Origin of the sequence: Bacteroides sp. D55t1_190419_B8, assembly GCF_015558905.1 — a bacterium.
Taxonomy (GTDB): domain Bacteria; phylum Bacteroidota; class Bacteroidia; order Bacteroidales; family Bacteroidaceae; genus Bacteroides; species Bacteroides vicugnae.
Genome location: NZ_JADMOU010000015.1, coordinates 21,074 through 39,841 on the forward strand (window position 1 = coordinate 21,074; position 18,768 = coordinate 39,841).

Consider the following 18,768-nt stretch of genomic DNA (forward strand, 5'->3'; position numbering starts at 1 on the left):
ACCATGTTTACTTCCCTAATTGAGTAATATCTAATTTTATACGTTGCACGGAGTTTACACTAACACCACCAACAGACGCCATGGTAGTTAGATGCACAATGCCGGATCTGGGAGTTGCGCTTGTATTAGGTAACACTTCAACATATATTCTCCCGTCTTCTACGATAATATGATCTTCTCCTGTATGTCCTTCCGGCATTGCAGAAGAGTATAAACGAATCCACTCCTTAGGATTGTCAGTCCCCTCTTCTACCTGGCCAGTAAGACAGAAATAGTTTATTTCGCTTACTACCGGATCGGTATTATTAGTAGGCATAAACTTAAGCGTGCTTCCTCCTGCGGAAATCGCTTTTCTTTGTCTGATATGAACTTTTTTTTCCAAGTTTCCAAGTTTTAATGTTATATACGCATTTTTCTTATCATCAATTCCCTCTTCATAACCCATCAACTGGTTAGTGACTCCAACTGTTACCGGTGTTATTACCGGATTTGTTCCATTGGAAGTTACTATCGGCACTTTAAATGGTCCGCTTAGCTGAAAGGCTCCTGATACTTCCTGTTTATTATCTGTTATTGTCCGAGCATCCGGAAAATCCTTTGTACAGTCAGTAATCACACTAAAGGCATCATAATCCTTCACATTTTCACCACTGTAATAGGCTATAAAAACCGAGTTGCTCACACCCAGATAATAGTCATTATTGGCCAGGATCTCATAAGATTCACTATCATCTACCATAATCTCAAAATCAAGACCAGTATTAGACGGCTTCGCAATCTTCGCATCACTTACCGTATCGTAGCCGGGTCCTTTAGCTCTGTTAATCGTAAATGTGTATGAATGATTACGCTCTATATCCATCGCCTGCAGGCTACTATTGAGCAGTGACATCTTATAATAATAGTCTTTATTGTCATAAGTACCCTGAATAATAAGATATGTATTATTCTGCACATCGGACTCGTACATATATATGGGGAATTTCTCTGTACTCTGCACGTCAGTTGCAATCGTTTCCGCTTTTATCAAAGGAAGTGAGTAAGCAGCATCATATTGGTACTCTGTCAGATTGGCTGTATTATTCATTAATGCTCCATCAGCATCATGCAATTCACCCTGCCGGGGTACATTCATGACAGCAGTCACTCCTTTCAAAATAAAGTTAGATGCTTTATTGACAATGACAATCTTAGCAACCACACGGGTAAGCAATAATGAACTTCCATCAGTATTGGCTATCTTCGTGGTATTGTCTATTTGATCCACTTCCAATCGGTAACTCATCGGAATCGTCTCTTCATCACTACTATACGGTATAGTAGTAAGCGGATTACTATCCAATGGTTTAGTCAGTAACTTGCTACAAGCTTCCCCATAAGTAGTCACTCCCGGAGTTAACTTGGAAAGCAAAGCTGCCTGGTTAAAATCATATCCCGTAGATGCATTTCCATAATAGAACTGATCCAACGGATTAGCAAGTATTAGTAATTGGTATTTGTTACCAGCAGGCTGTCCAGTCAATAACACATATCGCTTGCTTATCATTTCAAAAGCCTGTACAGCTTCTATAAAGGTGGCTCCTGTCCCCTGTCCCTTAAAGACCAGTATCCATGGAGTTTTACCGACCTCACTTTCCAAAGCTCTGGTCGGAGGCAAAGAGTACGATTTTGCCCTGGCAAAAATCTCTATTTGCACTTTTTCTTTCAGTACTTCCTCTTCATTCTCTTGGTCCATTGTGCTTACATCATGCTCACACCCAACCATAAATAGAAGAAGAATCAAATAGAAAAAAACAGTTATATATCTCTTACTCTCTCTCATTACCTTATTAAACACCTCTTAAACACCTCATTCTTGGCGATATCAAATTTTATCCAAATCTCATATTGCAAATTTCGGAATATTAAAGGAGATACAAAATTGTATTCATTTCTGATACAGATAATCAGATTCCAGAAGTAAGACTATTAATGCTATTTACAGTCGAAGGGGTTACGCATTATAAAAGAAGAATGTTGATGGAAAGTATTTTTTGCGATATGCGTACCTTTTTAAAGAAAACAGTTTCGCTTATTGAAACTGCACTAACAAGATATGCTAATAGTTTTTTATGTCATTTAGATATAATTCAGGCACAAATTAAGCAAGATAAACGACCATTTTATACAATAAAACAGCTTAATAACTTGTATAATTTGTGCCTAAATGACAAAATGTTCAATTTCTGTATATATATAGCTATCAGATTATAAGCTTTTGCGTTCTGTTTCCGTAGGAGCCACCTCATCAGGAATACTGAATTCGCGATTGGCAAACAGATCGGCAAGTCCTGAAATTTGTTTCAGGCGCAACAATTCATCACGATCCATACCGATATTTTTCATAATCCATTGATCGGACATACCTGCCTTGTCAAGCTCTGCAACGATGTTGCACATCAATTCAATGTTATGCATTCCGCGGGCACGGTTGTGCCGGATTGTCGAACTCATACGGTTAGACAGGTCCTTGTCTATCACCACAATCGGCAATAAACCGTTTTCACGCTTATAGATTCGTTGGGAAGTTTTCAATACCGTATAACGATGGTAACCATCTACCAGGATATAATTGTCCGCCTCCTTATCATAATAACATACACAAGGCATCGTGAAACCATCTTCCCAAATAGAAAGTTCCAGCAACTTCATTTCGGGTGGTGCTACGACATTCGGATTATAATCGTTCGCACATACTTTTTCTACGGGTACCGCTTTTACCTCGTAAACAGGGCTTTTATCTACACTCATGATACTATGATTCTATATTGTTCCATAACTTGACTTCTTTTACTCATCTCCTCTTTTGTCGGTGAGAATCCCATGTATTTGCAAGCATGGTCATTCTTGAGGATACAGACACACATCCGCTTATACGTGGGTATTTCCTTGAACTCCGGAATATCAATATCATCCTGATATTCCATACGCACCGGTTTCTTCAATGTTTTGTAGTTGCTATTGTCCATAACGATGATCGGCACTTTCGCATCAATCAGCTTTTGGATAGTGGCATCACTTAGACATCCGCCTTTTGTCCGCCAGAAATTCACACTCACCGAAAGTTTCCGGAGATAATTCTTCCTCGCCCGCTCCGGCAGAGTGGACAACAAAAAATACATAAACTCGCGCCATGTATATCCTTCGGGAAGTTTCACCGACTGCCATCCCATTGCATGAGTACCACCATACATACCGGTAAAGTTCACACCGTTCACCCTTCCCACCATTTTCCCCCAGGTATTGGGATCAAGCACCCGGTAAAGCTGTAAACTCTCTTGTGCCTCATTAATAAAGGGACTTGCTACACGCTGACGCTCCAGATTGACTCCGGCACGATAATAAAGATCGTATAAAACATTATAATCCCACTGGAATTTTCCATTGGCAGTCCATACATCCGTTGTCTTCCAGTCATAAATAGGGTAGGCATTGTAAATATCATTCCCCACTTTTGAAGTCCATTTGTATTTATGATACATCTGGAATTTACGGCTCATATAGATACATCTCCACCGATTGAAACTTTCCTGTGTACGAATCCCGATCAGACAACAAGTGCGCACTGCATCATTTTTATTATGTATCCATTGCGCAAAACGCATCTGAAATTCATAATCCCACATGGTTGTATTATAAAAAGGAAAATCTTCTTTGGTCATTGCTTTTTTAGGCATGGAACGAACCCATATATTCTTTTTGCTGTCCTCCCACGGACGCCAAAAAGATTGATACATCGAGGTGCAGGTAGCCACACGGAAAGGGATGCATACCCGGTATACATCCAAAATATCCTTATTGGCCTCCAGCATCCGGTCTACATAGTCAATAGTCATTTTATACTGGATTTCATAATCCATGTGAAAAACTCCCAAACGTATCTTCAAATTATTCTTCCGGATATAATCGATGCACATATTCAGCAATACCCCACTGTCCTTACCTCCGGAAAATGACACATATATATTATCGAATTCATTAAATATAACTTTCAGTCGTTCTTGTGCTAGTTCATATACATTCTTTGTGCCTAATATTTTCTTTTTCGCCATAAGTCATCTATACATTTTAACATACCGTGTCCACTTCTTGTCCATGGATACAAATTCAAACTTTTCAAATGTTTCTTTATCTTGTACCAGTGTGACCGAATTGAGTAACCAACTCTGGGGTCCGAACTCCGCAACAATGGCAGGCAACAGATGCGACAGGATTTCCTCCCGTACGGTGCCTTCTGCCTTCACGTAATAATTATTGATTACAGCTTTCTTCCGGTTTTTCTGTTCCACGGGGACAAAGCCCACCACTTCTTTATCTTCAATCGCAATGAACCACACATACTCTTCGCCCGTCTTGAAAGGGTAATTATTGTTTGCGCGTATCACTTCGGGATCCATCACCATCGGCGCTAAAAGCCGATATAAATGTTTGTCTTTTCCTTTTAATCGTATTATCTGTATCATATCATTCAAAAATGGACACACAAAAATAAGGAAAAAATATCAAATCCGTCATTTCTGTTCCTAAAACATTTGTTTTTCACACTATTATCTCTATATTTCAATATTTTTGAAATCACCCATACGCCATTCCTCTTTCACGTTTAAAGTAAGTCAGTATAGTGGCAAAGCTTAAATATTCCCGTCCGGGAGTATGCAACCGACTTTTAAACTGATAGCGGGCAAAGATGACTTCGCATGCCAATTTATATTTGAAATGCAGTTTTAAACGGTGCTGTAAAAACTCAAACACCCGGCATAGATATGCAAACACCTCTTCCACCCGGGCATTGGGAATCACTCGTGGCGCACGATTTGCATCCGCTATATGCTCCATCTCACTAAGCACATATTCCAGTTGCTCAATTTCCTCACTGGTGTTTTGCATTGTACACTTCATTTGTTCCATTTTCTCTCTCTGATGGATGTATTGCTCCCGCTTTCGTTGTAAACGATCTTTTATTAGACCTATTCCTTTCAACATTATAAAATTTAGTTATATATAAATGGTTTTACATTACTGATTATTAATCGACAAAATCGCCATATAAAATCTAATTTCGAATGCAAATATAGAGAAGATTGTTTAAATAATTAGATTTTTATTTAAAAATATTCGTACTTATTTCACATTTAAATTACCAGTATCAGAAAAACGGTTTTTCCATCCAATGAAATGAGTTGTATTTTTGCGGCGTACTAAAATATTTTAAACAATGGATAATCAATCTTTTGACTGGCTGCTTCACGGTTGCCACGTACTGTCCGAGGTGGCAGTAGCTTATTTCCCCAACTATCAGTATAATTGTTCAGCGGTGAAAGCATTCCGCCGGACCATCAAAGAACATGCGGTATTACTGTCCCAACTCACAGAAGCGGGATTCACCCCGCATACTACGACACTCACTCCGCAGCAAATTGCCATTATTGTAAGGTTCTGGGGAATGCCTTCATTAGTATCTGAAATGATAAAAAAGAATTCATATCTCGCTGTCCCGAAAATGAAGAAAAAGATATAATGTATTTTAATACATTCTTTTCTTATTTATATATTAATGGACTAAGGGGTGGTCGAAGTGCAGAAATAGCAAGTCGGCTTCCCCCTTTAGCAGGGCGTTTAAAGAGAGTGCAGGAGGGCGTTCTGGAAGGTTCAAAATATTGGCACACAATCAGAGCAATCGTTACATGAGCCAAAATTACAATATTTAGCCATTTATAACCTGAAAATTGTACAGCTCAACTGGTCGGGCTACCTTCGCACCGAATTAAAATAATATGAAGCATGATTAAATCTACAGCAGAAATGCTAAAAAAGGGATATCTCCTCTTCCCTAAAGTCTTATTCGAGGAGCAAATAAAAGTGACTAAAGGTGCAACGGGTTATTTTGACGCGTTTATTCTGGTATTAACCCATGTCAATTATAGCACTGTAGAGTGCCACATCCATCATTACACCTTTCAATGCCGGCGGGGTGAATCTGTAATCTCCATTGCCCACTGGGCAGAACTATTTGGGTGGAAACGTAGCCGCACACGGTATTTTTTTAATAAGATGTATGATGAAGGTATTATTGAAAGGGTGGTTAATCCGTATATCACTCATATCCGTATACCCGACTACGATCTGCTGGTTGGGCAGAAACGCCGCGAGAGCATCCGTGCCGAAGCTGATGGCATCACTTTCGATGCGTTTTGGGAAAAATTTCATGAGATTACCCGGAAGCCTAAAACCAATATCGGCCGTGCCCGCCGGGAATGGAAAAAGTTATCTGTCAACGAACGTTGTCTTAGCCTGAATCATATTGATGAGTATTATGATAATCTAACAGATATCAAGTATTGTATGCAGGCGGCTTCCTATCTGTCAAATAAAGCATTTATGAATGAATATGATTATTAGAAAAGAAAATGAGTGAAATAACAAACCCGCAGGACGTCGAACTTGAGGAAATCGTACTCGGCGCCTGCTTGCTGGAAAGTAAAGCCATCACACTGGTTGTGAGCATATTGCGACCGGAAGTATTTTATACTGAAACGAATCGTGAGATTTATGCTGCCCTGCGGAGTCTGTATCATGCCGGTCAGGCAATTGACATCATGACTGTAAAAGAAGAACTTGCCCGACGTGGCAAGCTCGAATTGATAGGAGGACTTTATACACTGGTGCGCATCAGTTCACGTGTAGTGTCAAGTGCACACTTGGAATATCACGCACGGATTCTCAAACAGAAATATATCCGTCGTGAAGCAATTTTGGGATTCCACAAGCTGCTCGCACTGGCAGCCGATGAAACAACTGATATAGACGATACGCTGACAGATGCCCATACCCTCCTCGACCGGTTAGAAAATGAATGTGGTACTGCCGAACATCTCCGTTCCATGTTGCAACTTATGGAGGATACCATAAAATTGATAGAGGCCCGCATGGCCAATAACAAGAACGGTGTTACAGGACTGCCTACAGGATTTGCCGACCTTGACCGGCTGACATGCGGCTGGCAACCCGGTGAGGAGATCGTTATTGCTGCTCGTCCTGCGGTAGGTAAAACGGCATTCGCGCTGCATCTGGCACGTACCGCTGCTTCTGCCGGTTATCATATCGCTGTGTATAGTCTTGAAATGTTAGGTGAGCGTTTGGGAGATCGCTGGTTATTGGCTGCTACTACAGGAGTGAACCCCGACCATCTCCGCAGCGGACAACTGACTCCCAGTGAACTACGACAAGTACACGAGGCATCCACCGAACTTTCCCGTCTACCCATCCATATTGACGACAATCCGTCTGTAAGCATGGATTACGTTCGTTCTTCTGCAAAACTGCTGCAAAGCAAAGGTAAATGCGATGGTGTCATTATCGATTACTTGCAACTCTGTGACATGAAAAGCGACCAGCATAATCGAAATCGTGAGCAGGAAGTAGCGCAAGCCAGTCGCAAGGCCAAAATGCTGGCAAAGGAGTTGAATATACCTGTGATACTACTCAGTCAATTAAACCGTAATGTAGAAGGACATCCCGACAACCGCCCCAACTTAAGCGATCTTCGCGAGAGTGGAGCTATCGAACAGGATGCTGACGTCGTATTGATGCTTTCCCGTCCTGCCCTCTCCGGACGTACTACAGACCGTAAGAGTACGTACCCTACCGAAGGGCTGGGTGTAATGGATATTGTCAAACACCGTAATGGGACAACACGTGAGCTTTATTTCAGACATGACCCGAGTATGACGAAGTTGGAAGATTACGTGCCCGGAATAGATTGGATGAAAAAGAACACGACTGCTGAACCCGTAAAATAGCATAGTGCTTTGTAAGGTCTAAAGCTAAGCTTTAGAGGTCGTAAAGCTATGCTTTAGGCCATGCAAAGCGCCGCTTTACGATCTCTTCATTTTTCATGTTTCAACTGTCCTTTTTTACAGGTCTCATGGTTCTCCCAATGCATCTATAATGACTCTTACTTCCAGTGGTGTGTAAGAGCGGCAGTTAGGCTGGTAGCCCAAGTCATACAGGCGTTGTAAAAGCCCCGGACATAATTGGATCCATTTTTTCATTTTTCGGTAAGCAGCGATGTCGGTAAGTTCGGGAGAATAAAGTAATGCCAGTTCCATACGGCCATAGGCACGTATTGTGAATTCTTTCATGATGAATATGCTTTGATTTATATCTACAAAATTAACAAAATATTTTCACATATACAATGCTTTTCCCGATGAATAACTGACTATTACTGCACATTACTTTTAACAAAAATCGCCTGCTAAAAATAAAACGAAATTTGGTCAAATATTCCTTTTTATTAATTAAAAAGGCTACAGTTTCACAAACTACTATTGGAATTCAGTCTCTTTTCCATATATTTGCGCCCGCATTTTTATTCTCAGAACAAACCTCCTTTTTTCAATTTACCAAAACTAGATAAAACGAATGGAAAAAATAAACGCAGTAATTACAGGAGTCGGAGGATATGTACCCGATTACATTTTGACCAACGATGAGATTTCCAAAATGGTAGATACTACCGACGAATGGATTATGGGGCGTATCGGCATTAAGGAAAGACATATTTTGAAAGAGGAAGGACTGGGAACTTCTTACATAGCTCGTAAAGCTGTCAAACAGTTAATAGAACGCACCCAAACAAATCCGGATGATATTGATCTGATAATTGTAGCCACAACAACCCCTGACTATCGTTTTCCTTCCACGGCTTCTATTTTATGTGAAAGACTGGAGCTGAAAAGAGCTTTTGCTTTTGACATGCAAGCTGTTTGCAGCGGTTTCTTATATGCACTGGAGACTGGAGCTAATTTTATCCGTTCCGGAAATTATAAGAAAGTGGTAGTTGTAGGCGCTGAAAAGATGTCGTCAATAATAAACTATACCGACCGTGCAACTTGTCCGATTTTCGGTGATGGCGGAGCAGCAGTCATGCTTGAACCTACTACTGAAGATTTAGGTATTATGGATGCTGTGTTAAGAACAGATGGTAAGGGATTGCCTTTTTTGCACATTAAAGCGGGTGGCTCTGTATGTACTCCTTCTTATTATACATTGGATAATCAAATGCATTATATCTATCAGGAAGGGCGTACTGTATTCAAATATGCAGTATCCAACATGGCTGATGCCTGTGAATCTATCATTGCAAGAAACCATCTTAGCAAAGACAACATCGACTGGGTAATTCCCCATCAGGCTAATCAACGTATTATCGCTGCCGTAACACAACGTTTGGAAGTTCCTGTCGAAAAGGTCATGGTCAACATTGAACAATATGGTAACACTAGCGCCGGTACTCTCCCACTCTGCCTCTGGGATTTCGAAGAGAAACTCAAAAAAGGAGATAATCTAATTCTTACAGCATTTGGAGCAGGATTTGCATGGGGAGCCATCTATGTGAAATGGGGATATGATGGAAAAAAGGGATAGCGATATTCGCTATCTTCAAAATAAAGAATCCTCTGATTTCTAGTAAATCAGAGGATTCTTTTATTTCCTAATGCGGTGCGTACGGGACTCGAACCCGTGACCCCATGCGTGACAGGCATGTATTCTAACCAACTGAACTAACGCACCAAAATATTCACTTTAGCATCTCTCTCGATTGCGGATGCAAAGGTAGATATTTTTTTGAAACCTGCAATAGCTTCAGTATCTTTTTTCTGAAAAAGTGGGTTTATTAAGAATTATCGTGTACATTTGCAGCTACTAATAAAATAGAAAATAGAATGAAAAATACACCAATTGAGCGACATCTGATTGATGAAACCATCAATGAGTTTCAAATTGTCGATTTTTCCAGAGCTACCATTCGTGAAGTGAAAGCTATTGCTTCAAAAGCAGAAGCAGCATCGGGAGTTGAATTTATTAAAATGGAAATGGGTGTTCCGGGACTTCCCCCTTCCGCAGTAGGCGTGAAAGCGGAAATTGAAGCGTTACAAAATGGCATTGCCAGCCTATATCCCGATATCAACGGATTGCCGGAACTAAAGAAAGAGGCATCCAACTTTATCAAAGCATTCATCAATGTTGATTTAAATCCGGAAGGTTGTGTGCCTGTCACCGGTTCCATGCAAGGTACATTCGCTTCATTTCTTACTTGCAGCCAATGTGACGAAAAGAAAGATACGATTTTGTTTATCGATCCGGGGTTTCCGGTACAGAAACAGCAGTTGGTTGTAATGGGACAAAAGTTTGAAACATTTGATGTGTATGACTACCGTGGAGAAAAACTGAAAGAGAAACTGGAAAGCTATCTGAAAAAAGGAAATATATCAGCCATCATTTATTCAAATCCCAATAATCCCAGCTGGATTTGCCTGAAAGAAGAAGAATTGAGGATTATCGGTGAATTGGCAACACAGTATGATGTGATTGTTCTGGAGGATTTGGCTTATTTTGCCATGGACTTCCGCCAAGATTTAAGCAAGCCGTATCAACCTCCTTTCCAGCCATCGATTGCCCATTATACGGACAATTACGTATTGCTGATTTCCGGTTCGAAAGCATTCAGCTACGCCGGGCAACGTATCGGTGTAAGCTGCATCTCTGATAAACTATACCACCGAAGCTATCCGGGACTGACCCAACGATATGGTGGCGGAACTTTCGGAACGGTTTTCATTCACCGTGTGCTTTATGCGCTTTCTTCAGGAACCAGCCATTCTGCACAGTTCGCCATGGCCGCCATGCTGAAAGCCGCCAATGAAGGACAATATAATTTCCTCAACGAAGTGAAGATATATGGTGAAAGAGCACAGAAATTAAAAGAAATCTTCCTCCGTCACGGTTTTCATCTGGTATATGACAACGATCTGGGCGACCCGATTGCAGACGGATTTTATTTCACCATCGGATATCCGGGAATGACCAGTGGCGAACTGGCGAAAGAATTGATGTACTACGGAGTAAGCGCTATCTCATTAGTGACTACAGGAAGCCATCAGGAAGGATTACGCGCGTGTACCTCTTTTATTAAAGAACACCAATATGCTCAACTGGATGAAAGAATGAAACTATTTGCTGAAAATCATCCGATAGCCTGATTATTTGATATGAGATATTCATAAAAGCCATTCTTAAAATGAAAAAAAACGGAAAGAACGATTGTTATTCCGTTTTTTTTCTTACATTAGTGGCATGAATATCGACTCTGACATATTTAAGATTCAATCGAATAATGTGTTGCCATCGAGAGGAAAGATTTTAATATCAGAACCTTTTCTGCGTGACGCAACGTTTGGCAGATCCGTAATTTTACTGGTCGATCATACGGATGAAGGAAGTATGGGATTGGTGATCAACAAACAACTGCCATTATTCCTTAATGATATCATCATGGAATTTAAATATTTGGATGAGATTCCTCTATACAAAGGTGGACCTATTGCCACTGACACCTTATTTTATCTCCACACATTATCTGATATACCAGGATCCATTTCTATCAGTAAAGGGCTTTATCTGAATGGAGATTTTGATGAAATAAAGAAATATATATTACAAGGGAATAAAATCAGTGAATGCATTCGTTTCTTCTTGGGATATTCCGGCTGGGATAGCGAACAATTGAGTAACGAAATCAGAGAAAACACTTGGCTGGTGTCCGAGGAAGAAAAATCATATCTGATGAAAAACAATATTAAAGATATGTGGCGGAAAGCTTTAGAGAAATTGGGCAGCAAGTATGAAACGTGGTCACGTTTCCCACAAGTGCCCACTCTCAATTAGTATCTCATTTCTTAGGATTCAAACATTGGAGAAGCAATGCGTCTTTGTAACAGCCCTCCACCTGCAACCAGTTTTTTAAGATTCCGCATTGAACGAAACCACAAGAGGTGAACAGTTTTACACATACTTCATTATCCGTCATGACATGTGCATAGAGCTGACTTAAAGACAGAAAATCAAAAGCGTATTCACAAAGTAATTTCAATGCGTCAGTAGCATAACCTTGTTGCCGATAATCCTTATGGACGGCAATCCCTACTTCTCCCCGCGAATGAAGAGGTACAAAGTCTGTAATATCAATTGTACCGAGTATGCACTGGTCAGATTTGCGTACAATCATCAGCCGCAATTGCTTATCGGCAAACACATCGCACTGTGAGCCTTCGATGTATTGACGAAGCACATAACGGGAATAAGGAACCGTAAAATTGCTAATGTCCCACATGGAAGGGTCATTTTCCATCTCGTACATAATATCCATATCTTCCGGTTCCACTGCACGAAGATAAATACGTTCGTTCATTAAGAAAGAGTGTCTCATCGTTTTTCGTCTTTTGCTATGTGAAGCTCGTTACGTAATCTTTTCTCACTGGGAAGACAAAAAAGTGATGCCGTCAAACCAATCAGCATACAGAGATTGCCCGTACTGCTTAATGTCAGATAGTAACACAAAAGATTCACTACAATAGCTACTTCAAGCACTCCCAAACGAACAATATTCCATTGCACATATCGCTTCAAAGCAAGCGTGATAGTCATATAATCTATCTTCTTTTTAAGCACCAAGCTAAACAATTTGAGAGAAAGAGGCACACACAAAGCTGTGAGCAAAATGCCGATTGTCTCAAAATAGTAGATAGCTTGTGCATTATCTGCCAAACCTCCTACGGGAAAGAGTTCAAACTCTCCTGCTCCAAGCAAAAAAGCCGGGAGCACCCAAAAGAAAACATAACTAATATTCAAATTTCTAACAGCTCGTTTTATCTGTTCTTCCATGTTCGTTCTTAAATAATTAATAATGATTATACTGTTCCGGTAAAAAGTGTCCGGTTCACAATGCTGCGTCCCAGAGTTACTTCATCGGCATATTCAAGTTCATCGCCAACAGATATACCACGGGCAATTACACTTAGTTTCACGCCCAGCTTATCCAACTTGCGATAGATGTAGAAGTTGGTAGTATCACCCTCCATCGTGGTACTTAAAGCCAGAATGACCTCTTTGATTCCACCTTCAGTTACCCGCTGCACCAGACTTTCAATCTGAAGATCACTCGGTCCGACTCCATCCATTGGAGAGATAACTCCTCCCAAGACATGATAAAGTCCGCGATACTGCTGGGTTGCTTCCACTGCCATTACATCACGAATATTTTCCACCACACAGACAGTGGAAGCATCCCGTTGCGGATTGGCACAAATCTGGCAAGTTTCAGTATCGGATATATTATGACATACTTTGCAATACTTCACCTCACGTTTCAAAGTAATGATAGAATTCCCGAAAGCTTCCACAGTAGCCGTATCCTGACGGAGCAGATGCAGGACAAGCCTCATGGCTGTCTTACGCCCGATACCCGGAAGTTTGGAAAATTCGCCGACTGCCTTTTCAAGCAGTATAGAAGGATATTGTTGATTCATAGATAATAATTGCTGTTCTATCGATAAAACCTTGCAAAGATACAGATTATTGTTTTTAATACCTACAAAAATTACTACCTTTGCATCTGTTATGATGATACTTGTCACTATTATTTGCTACTTTGCGGCATTACTACTAATAGCCCGTATCACCGGACGCAGGGGCGGATCGAATGCAGCGTTCTTCAAGGGAGAGAACCAGTCACCTTGGTATATAGTCTCTTTCGGAATGATTGGCGCCTCTATCTCCGGAGTCACTTTTGTCTCTGTACCGGGAATGGTGCGCGGAATGGATATGACTTACATGCAAACGGTACTCGGATTTTTTTTCGGGTACATGGTTGTGGCTCACGTCTTACTCCCTTTATATTATAAACTAAATCTGACAAGCATCTACGGGTATATCGGCAACCGTATCGGATTGCGTGCTTATCGCACAAGCTCTTTTTTCTTTCTATTATCGCGCATGCTGGGAACCGCAGCCAAACTTTATCTGGTCTGCCTCATTCTACATACTTATGTATTTCAAGAAATGCATGTCCCTTTTTGGCTGATTGCTGTCGGCTCTGTTACACTGGTTTGGATATATACTCATAAAAGCGGAATAAAGACCATCGTGTGGACAGATACCTTACAAACATGTTGCCTGATTGCCGCCCTGATCTTTATCATCTATTTTACGATCCAAAGATTAGACCTTGACTTTAACAGTATTGTCCAAACAATCCAAAGTAGTGAACATAGCCGTATTTTTGTATTTGACGACTGGGTATCGCGGCAAAACTTCTTCAAACAGTTTTTCAGCGGTATCTTCATCGTTATCGTGATGACCGGACTGGATCAGGATATGATGCAAAAAAATCTTTCATGCCGGAACCTTCGGGAAGCACAAAAAAACATGTATTGCTACGGCTTCTCATTCATCCCACTAAATTTCCTTTTTCTATGTCTGGGAATTCTATTGATAGCACTAGCAGGACAAATGCAGCTCGAGCTACCGGCAATGAATGATGATATACTACCCATGTTTGCAGCACAAGGTTATCTGGGTCAACCCGTATTAATACTCTTCACAATCGGTATTATCGCAGCAGCTTTCAGTAACTCGGACTCCGCTCTGACAGCAATGACAACCAGCGTATGTGTAGACCTGCTGAATACGGAAAAAGACACAGAAGAAGTGGCACGTCGCAAAAGGGATAAGGTACATTTACTGCTATCAATCTTATTGGCATTCTTCATTTGCCTGGTAGAAATGCTCAATAACAAAAGTGTAATTGACGCTATATATATCATCGCCTCCTACACGTACGGTCCCCTACTCGGAATGTTTGCCTTCGGACTCTTTACCCGAAGACAAACAAATGACCGATGGGTCCCTCTGATAGCCATCCTTTCACCACTACTCTGTTATCTTGCCGACTGGTGGATTGGAAAAGAAACCGGATATAAATTTGGTTATGAATTGCTAATGTTAAATGGAACGCTTACCTTTGCGGGCTTAATGTTTATGTCTAAAAAGGAGCTACAAAGAAATAAATGACAAGAAGATGGAAATAACAAGTGCTGAATTTGTGATTAGCAATACGGACGTGAAGAAATGCCCGGCCGGAATTTTCCCGGAATATGCCTTTATAGGCCGTTCAAATGTGGGAAAATCAAGTCTTATCAATATGCTGACTAACCGTAAAGGACTGGCTATGACTTCCGCCACTCCGGGAAAAACAATGTTAATCAACCACTTCTTTATCAATAAGAACTGGTACCTCGTTGACCTTCCTGGATATGGCTATGCCCGACGCGGACAAAAAGGAAAAGACCAGATACGTACCATAATCGAAGATTATATCCTGGAACGGGAGCAAATGACCAATCTTTTCGTCCTGATAGACAGTCGGCTGGAACCTCAAAAAATAGACCTGGAATTTATGGAATGGCTGGGCGAGAACGGTATCCCTTTCTCCATCATCTTCACCAAAGCCGACAAACTCAAAGGTGGACGCTTAAAAATGAATATCAATGCCTACTTACGTGAGTTGAGTAAGCAATGGGAAGAACTCCCTCCTCACTTCATTTCTTCCTCGGAAGACCGTTTGGGGCGTACAGACATACTCAACTACATCGAAAACATAAACAAGAATCTCAACACTAAATGAAAAAAAAGAATGAAAATGAAAAAGAGTTTTTTATCGATTGCCTTAATGGCAGTATTTATGCTAATGGCGACTAACAGCCAAGCACAATCATGGTCAGACTTATTGAATAAGGACAACATCTCAAAGGTAGTGAATGCCATAACTGGAAATACCGAGTCTATCGATATGACCGGAACATGGAACTACAAAGGTTCGGCTGTAGAATTCGAATCGGACAACTTGCTGATGAAAGCAGGAGGAGCAGCCGCAGCTACTATGGCTGAAAGCAAACTGAATGAGCAATTAAGCAAAATAGGTATTAAAGACGGTCAGATGAGCTTCACCTTCAATGCCGACAGCACTTTCACCAGCACAGTGGGTAAGAAAACATTGAAAGGAACTTATTCTTACAATGCTTCAACCAAACAAGTAGACCTGAAATATCTGAAACTGCTGAATCTGCATGCAAAAGTGAATTGCAGCTCCAGTTCACTGGAATTACTGTTCAACTCGGACAAGCTACTGAAGCTGATGGCTTTCATCGGCAGCAAAAGCAACAGTACCGCACTGAAAACAGTTAGTTCACTCGCTGAAAATTACGACGGAATGATGCTGGGATTCCAACTCTCAAAATAGCAAAAGAGAACCGTTTAATACTATTTCGCACTCTATAAAGTATATTTTAGGGGAAAAAGCATTATCTTTGGCATTCGTAATCAAAAAGAGAAGGAAAAATGAAAAAGATACTTTTTTTAATGACCCTGTTAGTAATGGGTGTAAGCTTTGCATTTGCGCAAACAAATGCAGATATCAAGTTTGACAAAACAACTCACGATTTCGGTAAGTTTTCTGAAAACAGTCCGGTTGTCAGTTGCACATTTACCTTTACTAATATCGGTGATGCTCCTTTGGTAATCCATCAAGCTGTAGCCTCATGCGGATGTACAGTACCTGAATATACAAAAGAGCCCATCATGCCGGGCAAAAAGGGAACAATCAAGGTGACTTATAACGGAACAGGCAAATATCCGGGACATTTCAAAAAATCAATCACCTTGCGTACCAATGCCAAAACAGAGATGGTAAGATTGTATATCGAGGGCGATATGACAGCAAAAGATGCAAAGTAGGAAAAAATAGACTATTACATAAAGGAGAATCTTTCGGTTCTCCTTTTTTTTTGTTTACTTTGAGGACGGAAATGTAAATTGACACATTAGCAAATTATAAAAACTATGAAACAAGAAGAAGACAAATTCACCGGGTTACCCGAGAATGCGTTCAGAGAGTTGAAACCCGGGGAAGTGTACAACCCATTGATGGGTCCCTCAAAAAATTATCCGGAAGTTAATATCTGGTCAGTTGCATGGGGCATTGCCATGGCAATCCTTTTTTCAGCCGCCGCTGCCTATCTGGGGTTGAAGGTCGGACAAGTATTTGAAGCCGCTATTCCGATTGCCATCATTGCCGTAGGAGTTTCCGGAGCCGCAAAAAGAAAAAATGCGCTGGGAGAAAATGTAATTATCCAGTCTATCGGAGCTTGCTCCGGTGTCATTGTTGCCGGAGCGATCTTTACCCTCCCCGCTCTTTATATTCTTCAAGCCAAATATCCAGAAATGACGGTTACTTTCATGCAGGTATTCATCAGCTCCTTACTGGGTGGCGTATTGGGTATCTTGTTCCTGATTCCTTTCCGAAAATACTTTGTTAGTGATATGCATGGAAAATATCCTTTTCCGGAAGCAACAGCCACTACACAAGTGCTGATCTCCGGAGAAAAAGGGGGCAGTCAGGCTAAACCATTGTTGATGGCAGGTATGATCGGTGGACTATATGACTTCATCGTAGCTACCTTCGGATGGTGGAACGAGAACTTTACCACCCGTGTTTGCAGTGCCGGAGAAATGCTCGCAGAAAAAGCGAAGTTAGTATTCAAAGTAAATACCGGTGCTGCTGTACTCGGTTTGGGATATATCGTCGGACTGAAATATGCTTCCATCATTTGTGCCGGTTCATTGGCTGTATGGTGGATTATCATTCCGGGAATGTCTGCTATCTGGGGAGACAGTGTATTGAATGCCTGGAACCCGGAAATTACATCTACCGTAGGAATGATGAGTCCGGAAGAGATATTCAAATATTATGCCAAGAGCATCGGTATCGGTGGTATCGCTATGGCAGGTGTGATTGGTATTATCCGTTCCTGGAGTATCATCAAAAGTGCTGTCGGACTAGCTGCTAAAGAGATGGGTGGTAAAGGAAATGTAGAGAAAAGCATTATCCGCACGCAGCGAGATCTTTCAATGAAGATTATCGCTATCGGTTCGATCATCACATTGATACTAATCGTATTATTCTTCTACCTCGACGTTATGCAAGGGAATCTGTTGCATACGTTGGTAGCTATCGTTTTAGTTGCAGGCATCTCTTTCCTGTTTACTACAGTAGCCGCTAATGCCATTGCCATTGTAGGTACTAACCCGGTTTCGGGAATGACGTTGATGACACTGATTTTGGCCTCCGTAGTAATGGTAGCTGTCGGTCTGAAAGGTCCTTCGGGTATGGTTGCCGCATTGGTGATGGGTGGTGTGGTATGTACTGCACTGTCAATGGCAGGAGGTTTCATCACCGACTTGAAGATTGGGTACTGGCTCGGAAGTACACCCGCCAAACAGGAAACATGGAAGTTTCTGGGAACGATCGTATCAGCTGCAACAGTGGGTGGTGTAATGATTATCTTGAATAAGACATACGGATTTACAAGTGGTGCACTGGCTGCTCCACAAGCCAATGCAATGGCAGCCGTTATCGAACCGTTGATGAGTGGTGTAGGCGCACCCTGGTTGTTATACGGCATCGGTGCTGTCTTAGCGATTATTCTGACTCTTTGTAAAATTCCTGCATTAGCTTTCGCACTGGGTATGTTTATTCCATTGGAACTGAACGTACCGTTGGTAGTGGGTGGAGCTGTTAATTGGTTTGTGACCACCCGTAGCAAAGATGCAAGCCTGAATACGGAAAGAGGGGAAAAAGGAACCTTGTTGGCATCCGGTTTCATTGCCGGAGGTGCATTGATGGGAGTAATCAGTGCTGCAATGCGCTTTGGCGGAATCAATCTGGTCAATGAAGCATGGTTGAACAATACTTGGTCTGAAGTGTTGGCATTAGGAGCATATGCATTATTGATTCTTTACTTTATAAAGGCTTCAATGAAAGTTAAATAA

General features: G+C 41.2%; 20 protein-coding genes and 1 tRNA gene. 11 read left to right on the forward strand and 10 right to left on the reverse strand.

Annotated features, from left to right (window positions below; translation table 11 throughout):
- Nucleotides 1–7: 7 nt before the first annotated feature.
- The 5 genes from I2I13_RS13955 to I2I13_RS13975 form a co-directional block, all read right to left on the reverse strand.
- Complete coding sequence (locus tag I2I13_RS13955; protein ID WP_195649729.1) at nt 8–1,822, reverse strand: DUF4906 domain-containing protein; 1,815 nt, start codon at nt 1,820–1,822, stop codon at nt 8–10.
- Between the two features lie 425 nt (nt 1,823–2,247).
- Nucleotides 2,248–2,790: a ParB/RepB/Spo0J family partition protein gene (locus I2I13_RS13960; protein ID WP_148367187.1), complete on the reverse strand. Its 543-nt coding sequence runs from the start codon at nt 2,788–2,790 to the stop codon at nt 2,248–2,250.
- Nucleotides 2,787–4,091, reverse strand: coding sequence for a DUF3440 domain-containing protein (locus I2I13_RS13965; protein ID WP_148367189.1), 1,305 nt, complete (start codon nt 4,089–4,091; stop codon nt 2,787–2,789). The genes I2I13_RS13960 and I2I13_RS13965 overlap by 4 nt, the downstream gene beginning before the upstream one ends.
- A 3-nt stretch (nt 4,092–4,094) precedes the next feature.
- Nucleotides 4,095–4,502 (reverse strand): hypothetical protein, encoded by a 408-nt coding sequence (locus I2I13_RS13970; RefSeq protein WP_148367191.1) that lies wholly within the window; start codon nt 4,500–4,502, stop codon nt 4,095–4,097.
- Between the two features lie 112 nt (nt 4,503–4,614).
- On the reverse strand, nt 4,615–5,022 hold the full coding sequence (locus I2I13_RS13975) for a hypothetical protein (protein ID WP_148367194.1): 408 nt from the start codon (nt 5,020–5,022) through the stop codon (nt 4,615–4,617).
- Between the two features lie 232 nt (nt 5,023–5,254).
- Here I2I13_RS13975 and I2I13_RS13980 point away from each other — a divergent pair, with 232 nt between their 5' ends.
- The 3 genes from I2I13_RS13980 to dnaB all read left to right on the forward strand — a co-directional run bounded on the left by I2I13_RS13980 (nt 5,255) and on the right by dnaB (nt 7,838).
- Nucleotides 5,255–5,557, forward strand: a complete 303-nt coding sequence (locus tag I2I13_RS13980; protein ID WP_148367195.1) for a DUF4248 domain-containing protein — start codon at nt 5,255–5,257, stop codon at nt 5,555–5,557.
- A gap of 263 nt (nt 5,558–5,820) precedes the next feature.
- Nucleotides 5,821–6,438, forward strand: a complete 618-nt coding sequence (locus tag I2I13_RS13985; protein WP_148367197.1) for a hypothetical protein — start codon at nt 5,821–5,823, stop codon at nt 6,436–6,438.
- Between the two features lie 8 nt (nt 6,439–6,446).
- A complete protein-coding gene (gene dnaB / locus I2I13_RS13990; RefSeq protein WP_195649730.1) occupies nt 6,447–7,838 on the forward strand; it encodes a replicative DNA helicase in 1,392 nt (463 codons plus the stop codon).
- A gap of 123 nt (nt 7,839–7,961) precedes the next feature.
- On the opposite strand, the gene I2I13_RS13995 is transcribed toward dnaB, so the two are convergent.
- The gene (locus tag I2I13_RS13995) at nt 7,962–8,180 is read right to left on the reverse strand and encodes a DUF4248 domain-containing protein (RefSeq protein WP_148367201.1); all 219 of its coding nucleotides are present in this window, start codon (nt 8,178–8,180) and stop codon (nt 7,962–7,964) included.
- Nucleotides 8,181–8,463: 283 nt separating this feature from the next.
- Between I2I13_RS13995 and I2I13_RS14000 the strand changes: the two genes are divergently transcribed.
- Nucleotides 8,464–9,468, forward strand: coding sequence for a beta-ketoacyl-ACP synthase III (locus I2I13_RS14000; protein WP_195649731.1), 1,005 nt, complete (start codon nt 8,464–8,466; stop codon nt 9,466–9,468).
- Between the two features lie 73 nt (nt 9,469–9,541).
- On the opposite strand, the gene I2I13_RS14005 is transcribed toward I2I13_RS14000, so the two are convergent.
- A tRNA-Asp gene (locus I2I13_RS14005) sits at nt 9,542–9,615 on the reverse strand.
- Nucleotides 9,616–9,767: 152 nt separating this feature from the next.
- Here I2I13_RS14005 and I2I13_RS14010 point away from each other — a divergent pair.
- Both I2I13_RS14010 and I2I13_RS14015 read left to right on the forward strand, forming a co-directional pair.
- On the forward strand, nt 9,768–11,084 hold the full coding sequence (locus I2I13_RS14010; RefSeq protein ID WP_195649732.1) for a pyridoxal phosphate-dependent aminotransferase: 1,317 nt from the start codon (nt 9,768–9,770) through the stop codon (nt 11,082–11,084).
- Between the two features lie 94 nt (nt 11,085–11,178).
- A complete protein-coding gene (locus I2I13_RS14015) occupies nt 11,179–11,769 on the forward strand; it encodes a YqgE/AlgH family protein (protein WP_148367207.1) in 591 nt (196 codons plus the stop codon).
- A 4-nt stretch (nt 11,770–11,773) separates the two neighbouring features.
- Here the strand turns inward: I2I13_RS14015 and I2I13_RS14020 are convergent, their stop codons facing one another.
- From I2I13_RS14020 to recR, 3 genes are read right to left on the reverse strand one after another with little or no spacing between them, the layout of a single operon-like run.
- Nucleotides 11,774–12,310: a GNAT family N-acetyltransferase gene (locus tag I2I13_RS14020; RefSeq protein ID WP_195358045.1), complete on the reverse strand. Its 537-nt coding sequence runs from the start codon at nt 12,308–12,310 to the stop codon at nt 11,774–11,776.
- Nucleotides 12,307–12,765 carry a hypothetical protein gene (locus I2I13_RS14025; RefSeq protein ID WP_148367211.1) on the reverse strand — a complete coding sequence of 153 codons (459 nt, stop codon included), beginning with the start codon at nt 12,763–12,765 and terminating at the stop codon, nt 12,307–12,309. The genes I2I13_RS14020 and I2I13_RS14025 overlap by 4 nt, the downstream gene beginning before the upstream one ends.
- Nucleotides 12,766–12,791: 26 nt before the next feature.
- On the reverse strand, nt 12,792–13,409 hold the full coding sequence (recR, locus tag I2I13_RS14030) for a recombination mediator RecR (RefSeq protein WP_195649733.1): 618 nt from the start codon (nt 13,407–13,409) through the stop codon (nt 12,792–12,794).
- 91 nt (nt 13,410–13,500) lie between these two features.
- Here recR and I2I13_RS14035 point away from each other — a divergent pair, with 91 nt between their 5' ends.
- From I2I13_RS14035 to I2I13_RS14055, 5 genes are all read left to right on the forward strand, one after another.
- The gene (locus tag I2I13_RS14035) at nt 13,501–14,952 is read left to right on the forward strand and encodes a sodium:solute symporter (RefSeq protein WP_195649734.1); all 1,452 of its coding nucleotides are present in this window, start codon (nt 13,501–13,503) and stop codon (nt 14,950–14,952) included.
- 7 nt (nt 14,953–14,959) lie between these two features.
- Entirely contained in the window at nt 14,960–15,565 is a 606-nt protein-coding gene (yihA, locus tag I2I13_RS14040) for a ribosome biogenesis GTP-binding protein YihA/YsxC (RefSeq protein WP_148367218.1), read from the forward strand.
- Nucleotides 15,566–15,580: 15 nt separating this feature from the next.
- Complete coding sequence (locus tag I2I13_RS14045; protein WP_195649735.1) at nt 15,581–16,180, forward strand: DUF4923 family protein; 600 nt, start codon at nt 15,581–15,583, stop codon at nt 16,178–16,180.
- Between the two features lie 98 nt (nt 16,181–16,278).
- A complete protein-coding gene (locus I2I13_RS14050) occupies nt 16,279–16,674 on the forward strand; it encodes a DUF1573 domain-containing protein (protein WP_004300420.1) in 396 nt (131 codons plus the stop codon).
- A 105-nt stretch (nt 16,675–16,779) separates the two neighbouring features.
- Entirely contained in the window at nt 16,780–18,768 is a 1,989-nt protein-coding gene (locus I2I13_RS14055; RefSeq protein ID WP_004300419.1) for an OPT family oligopeptide transporter, read from the forward strand.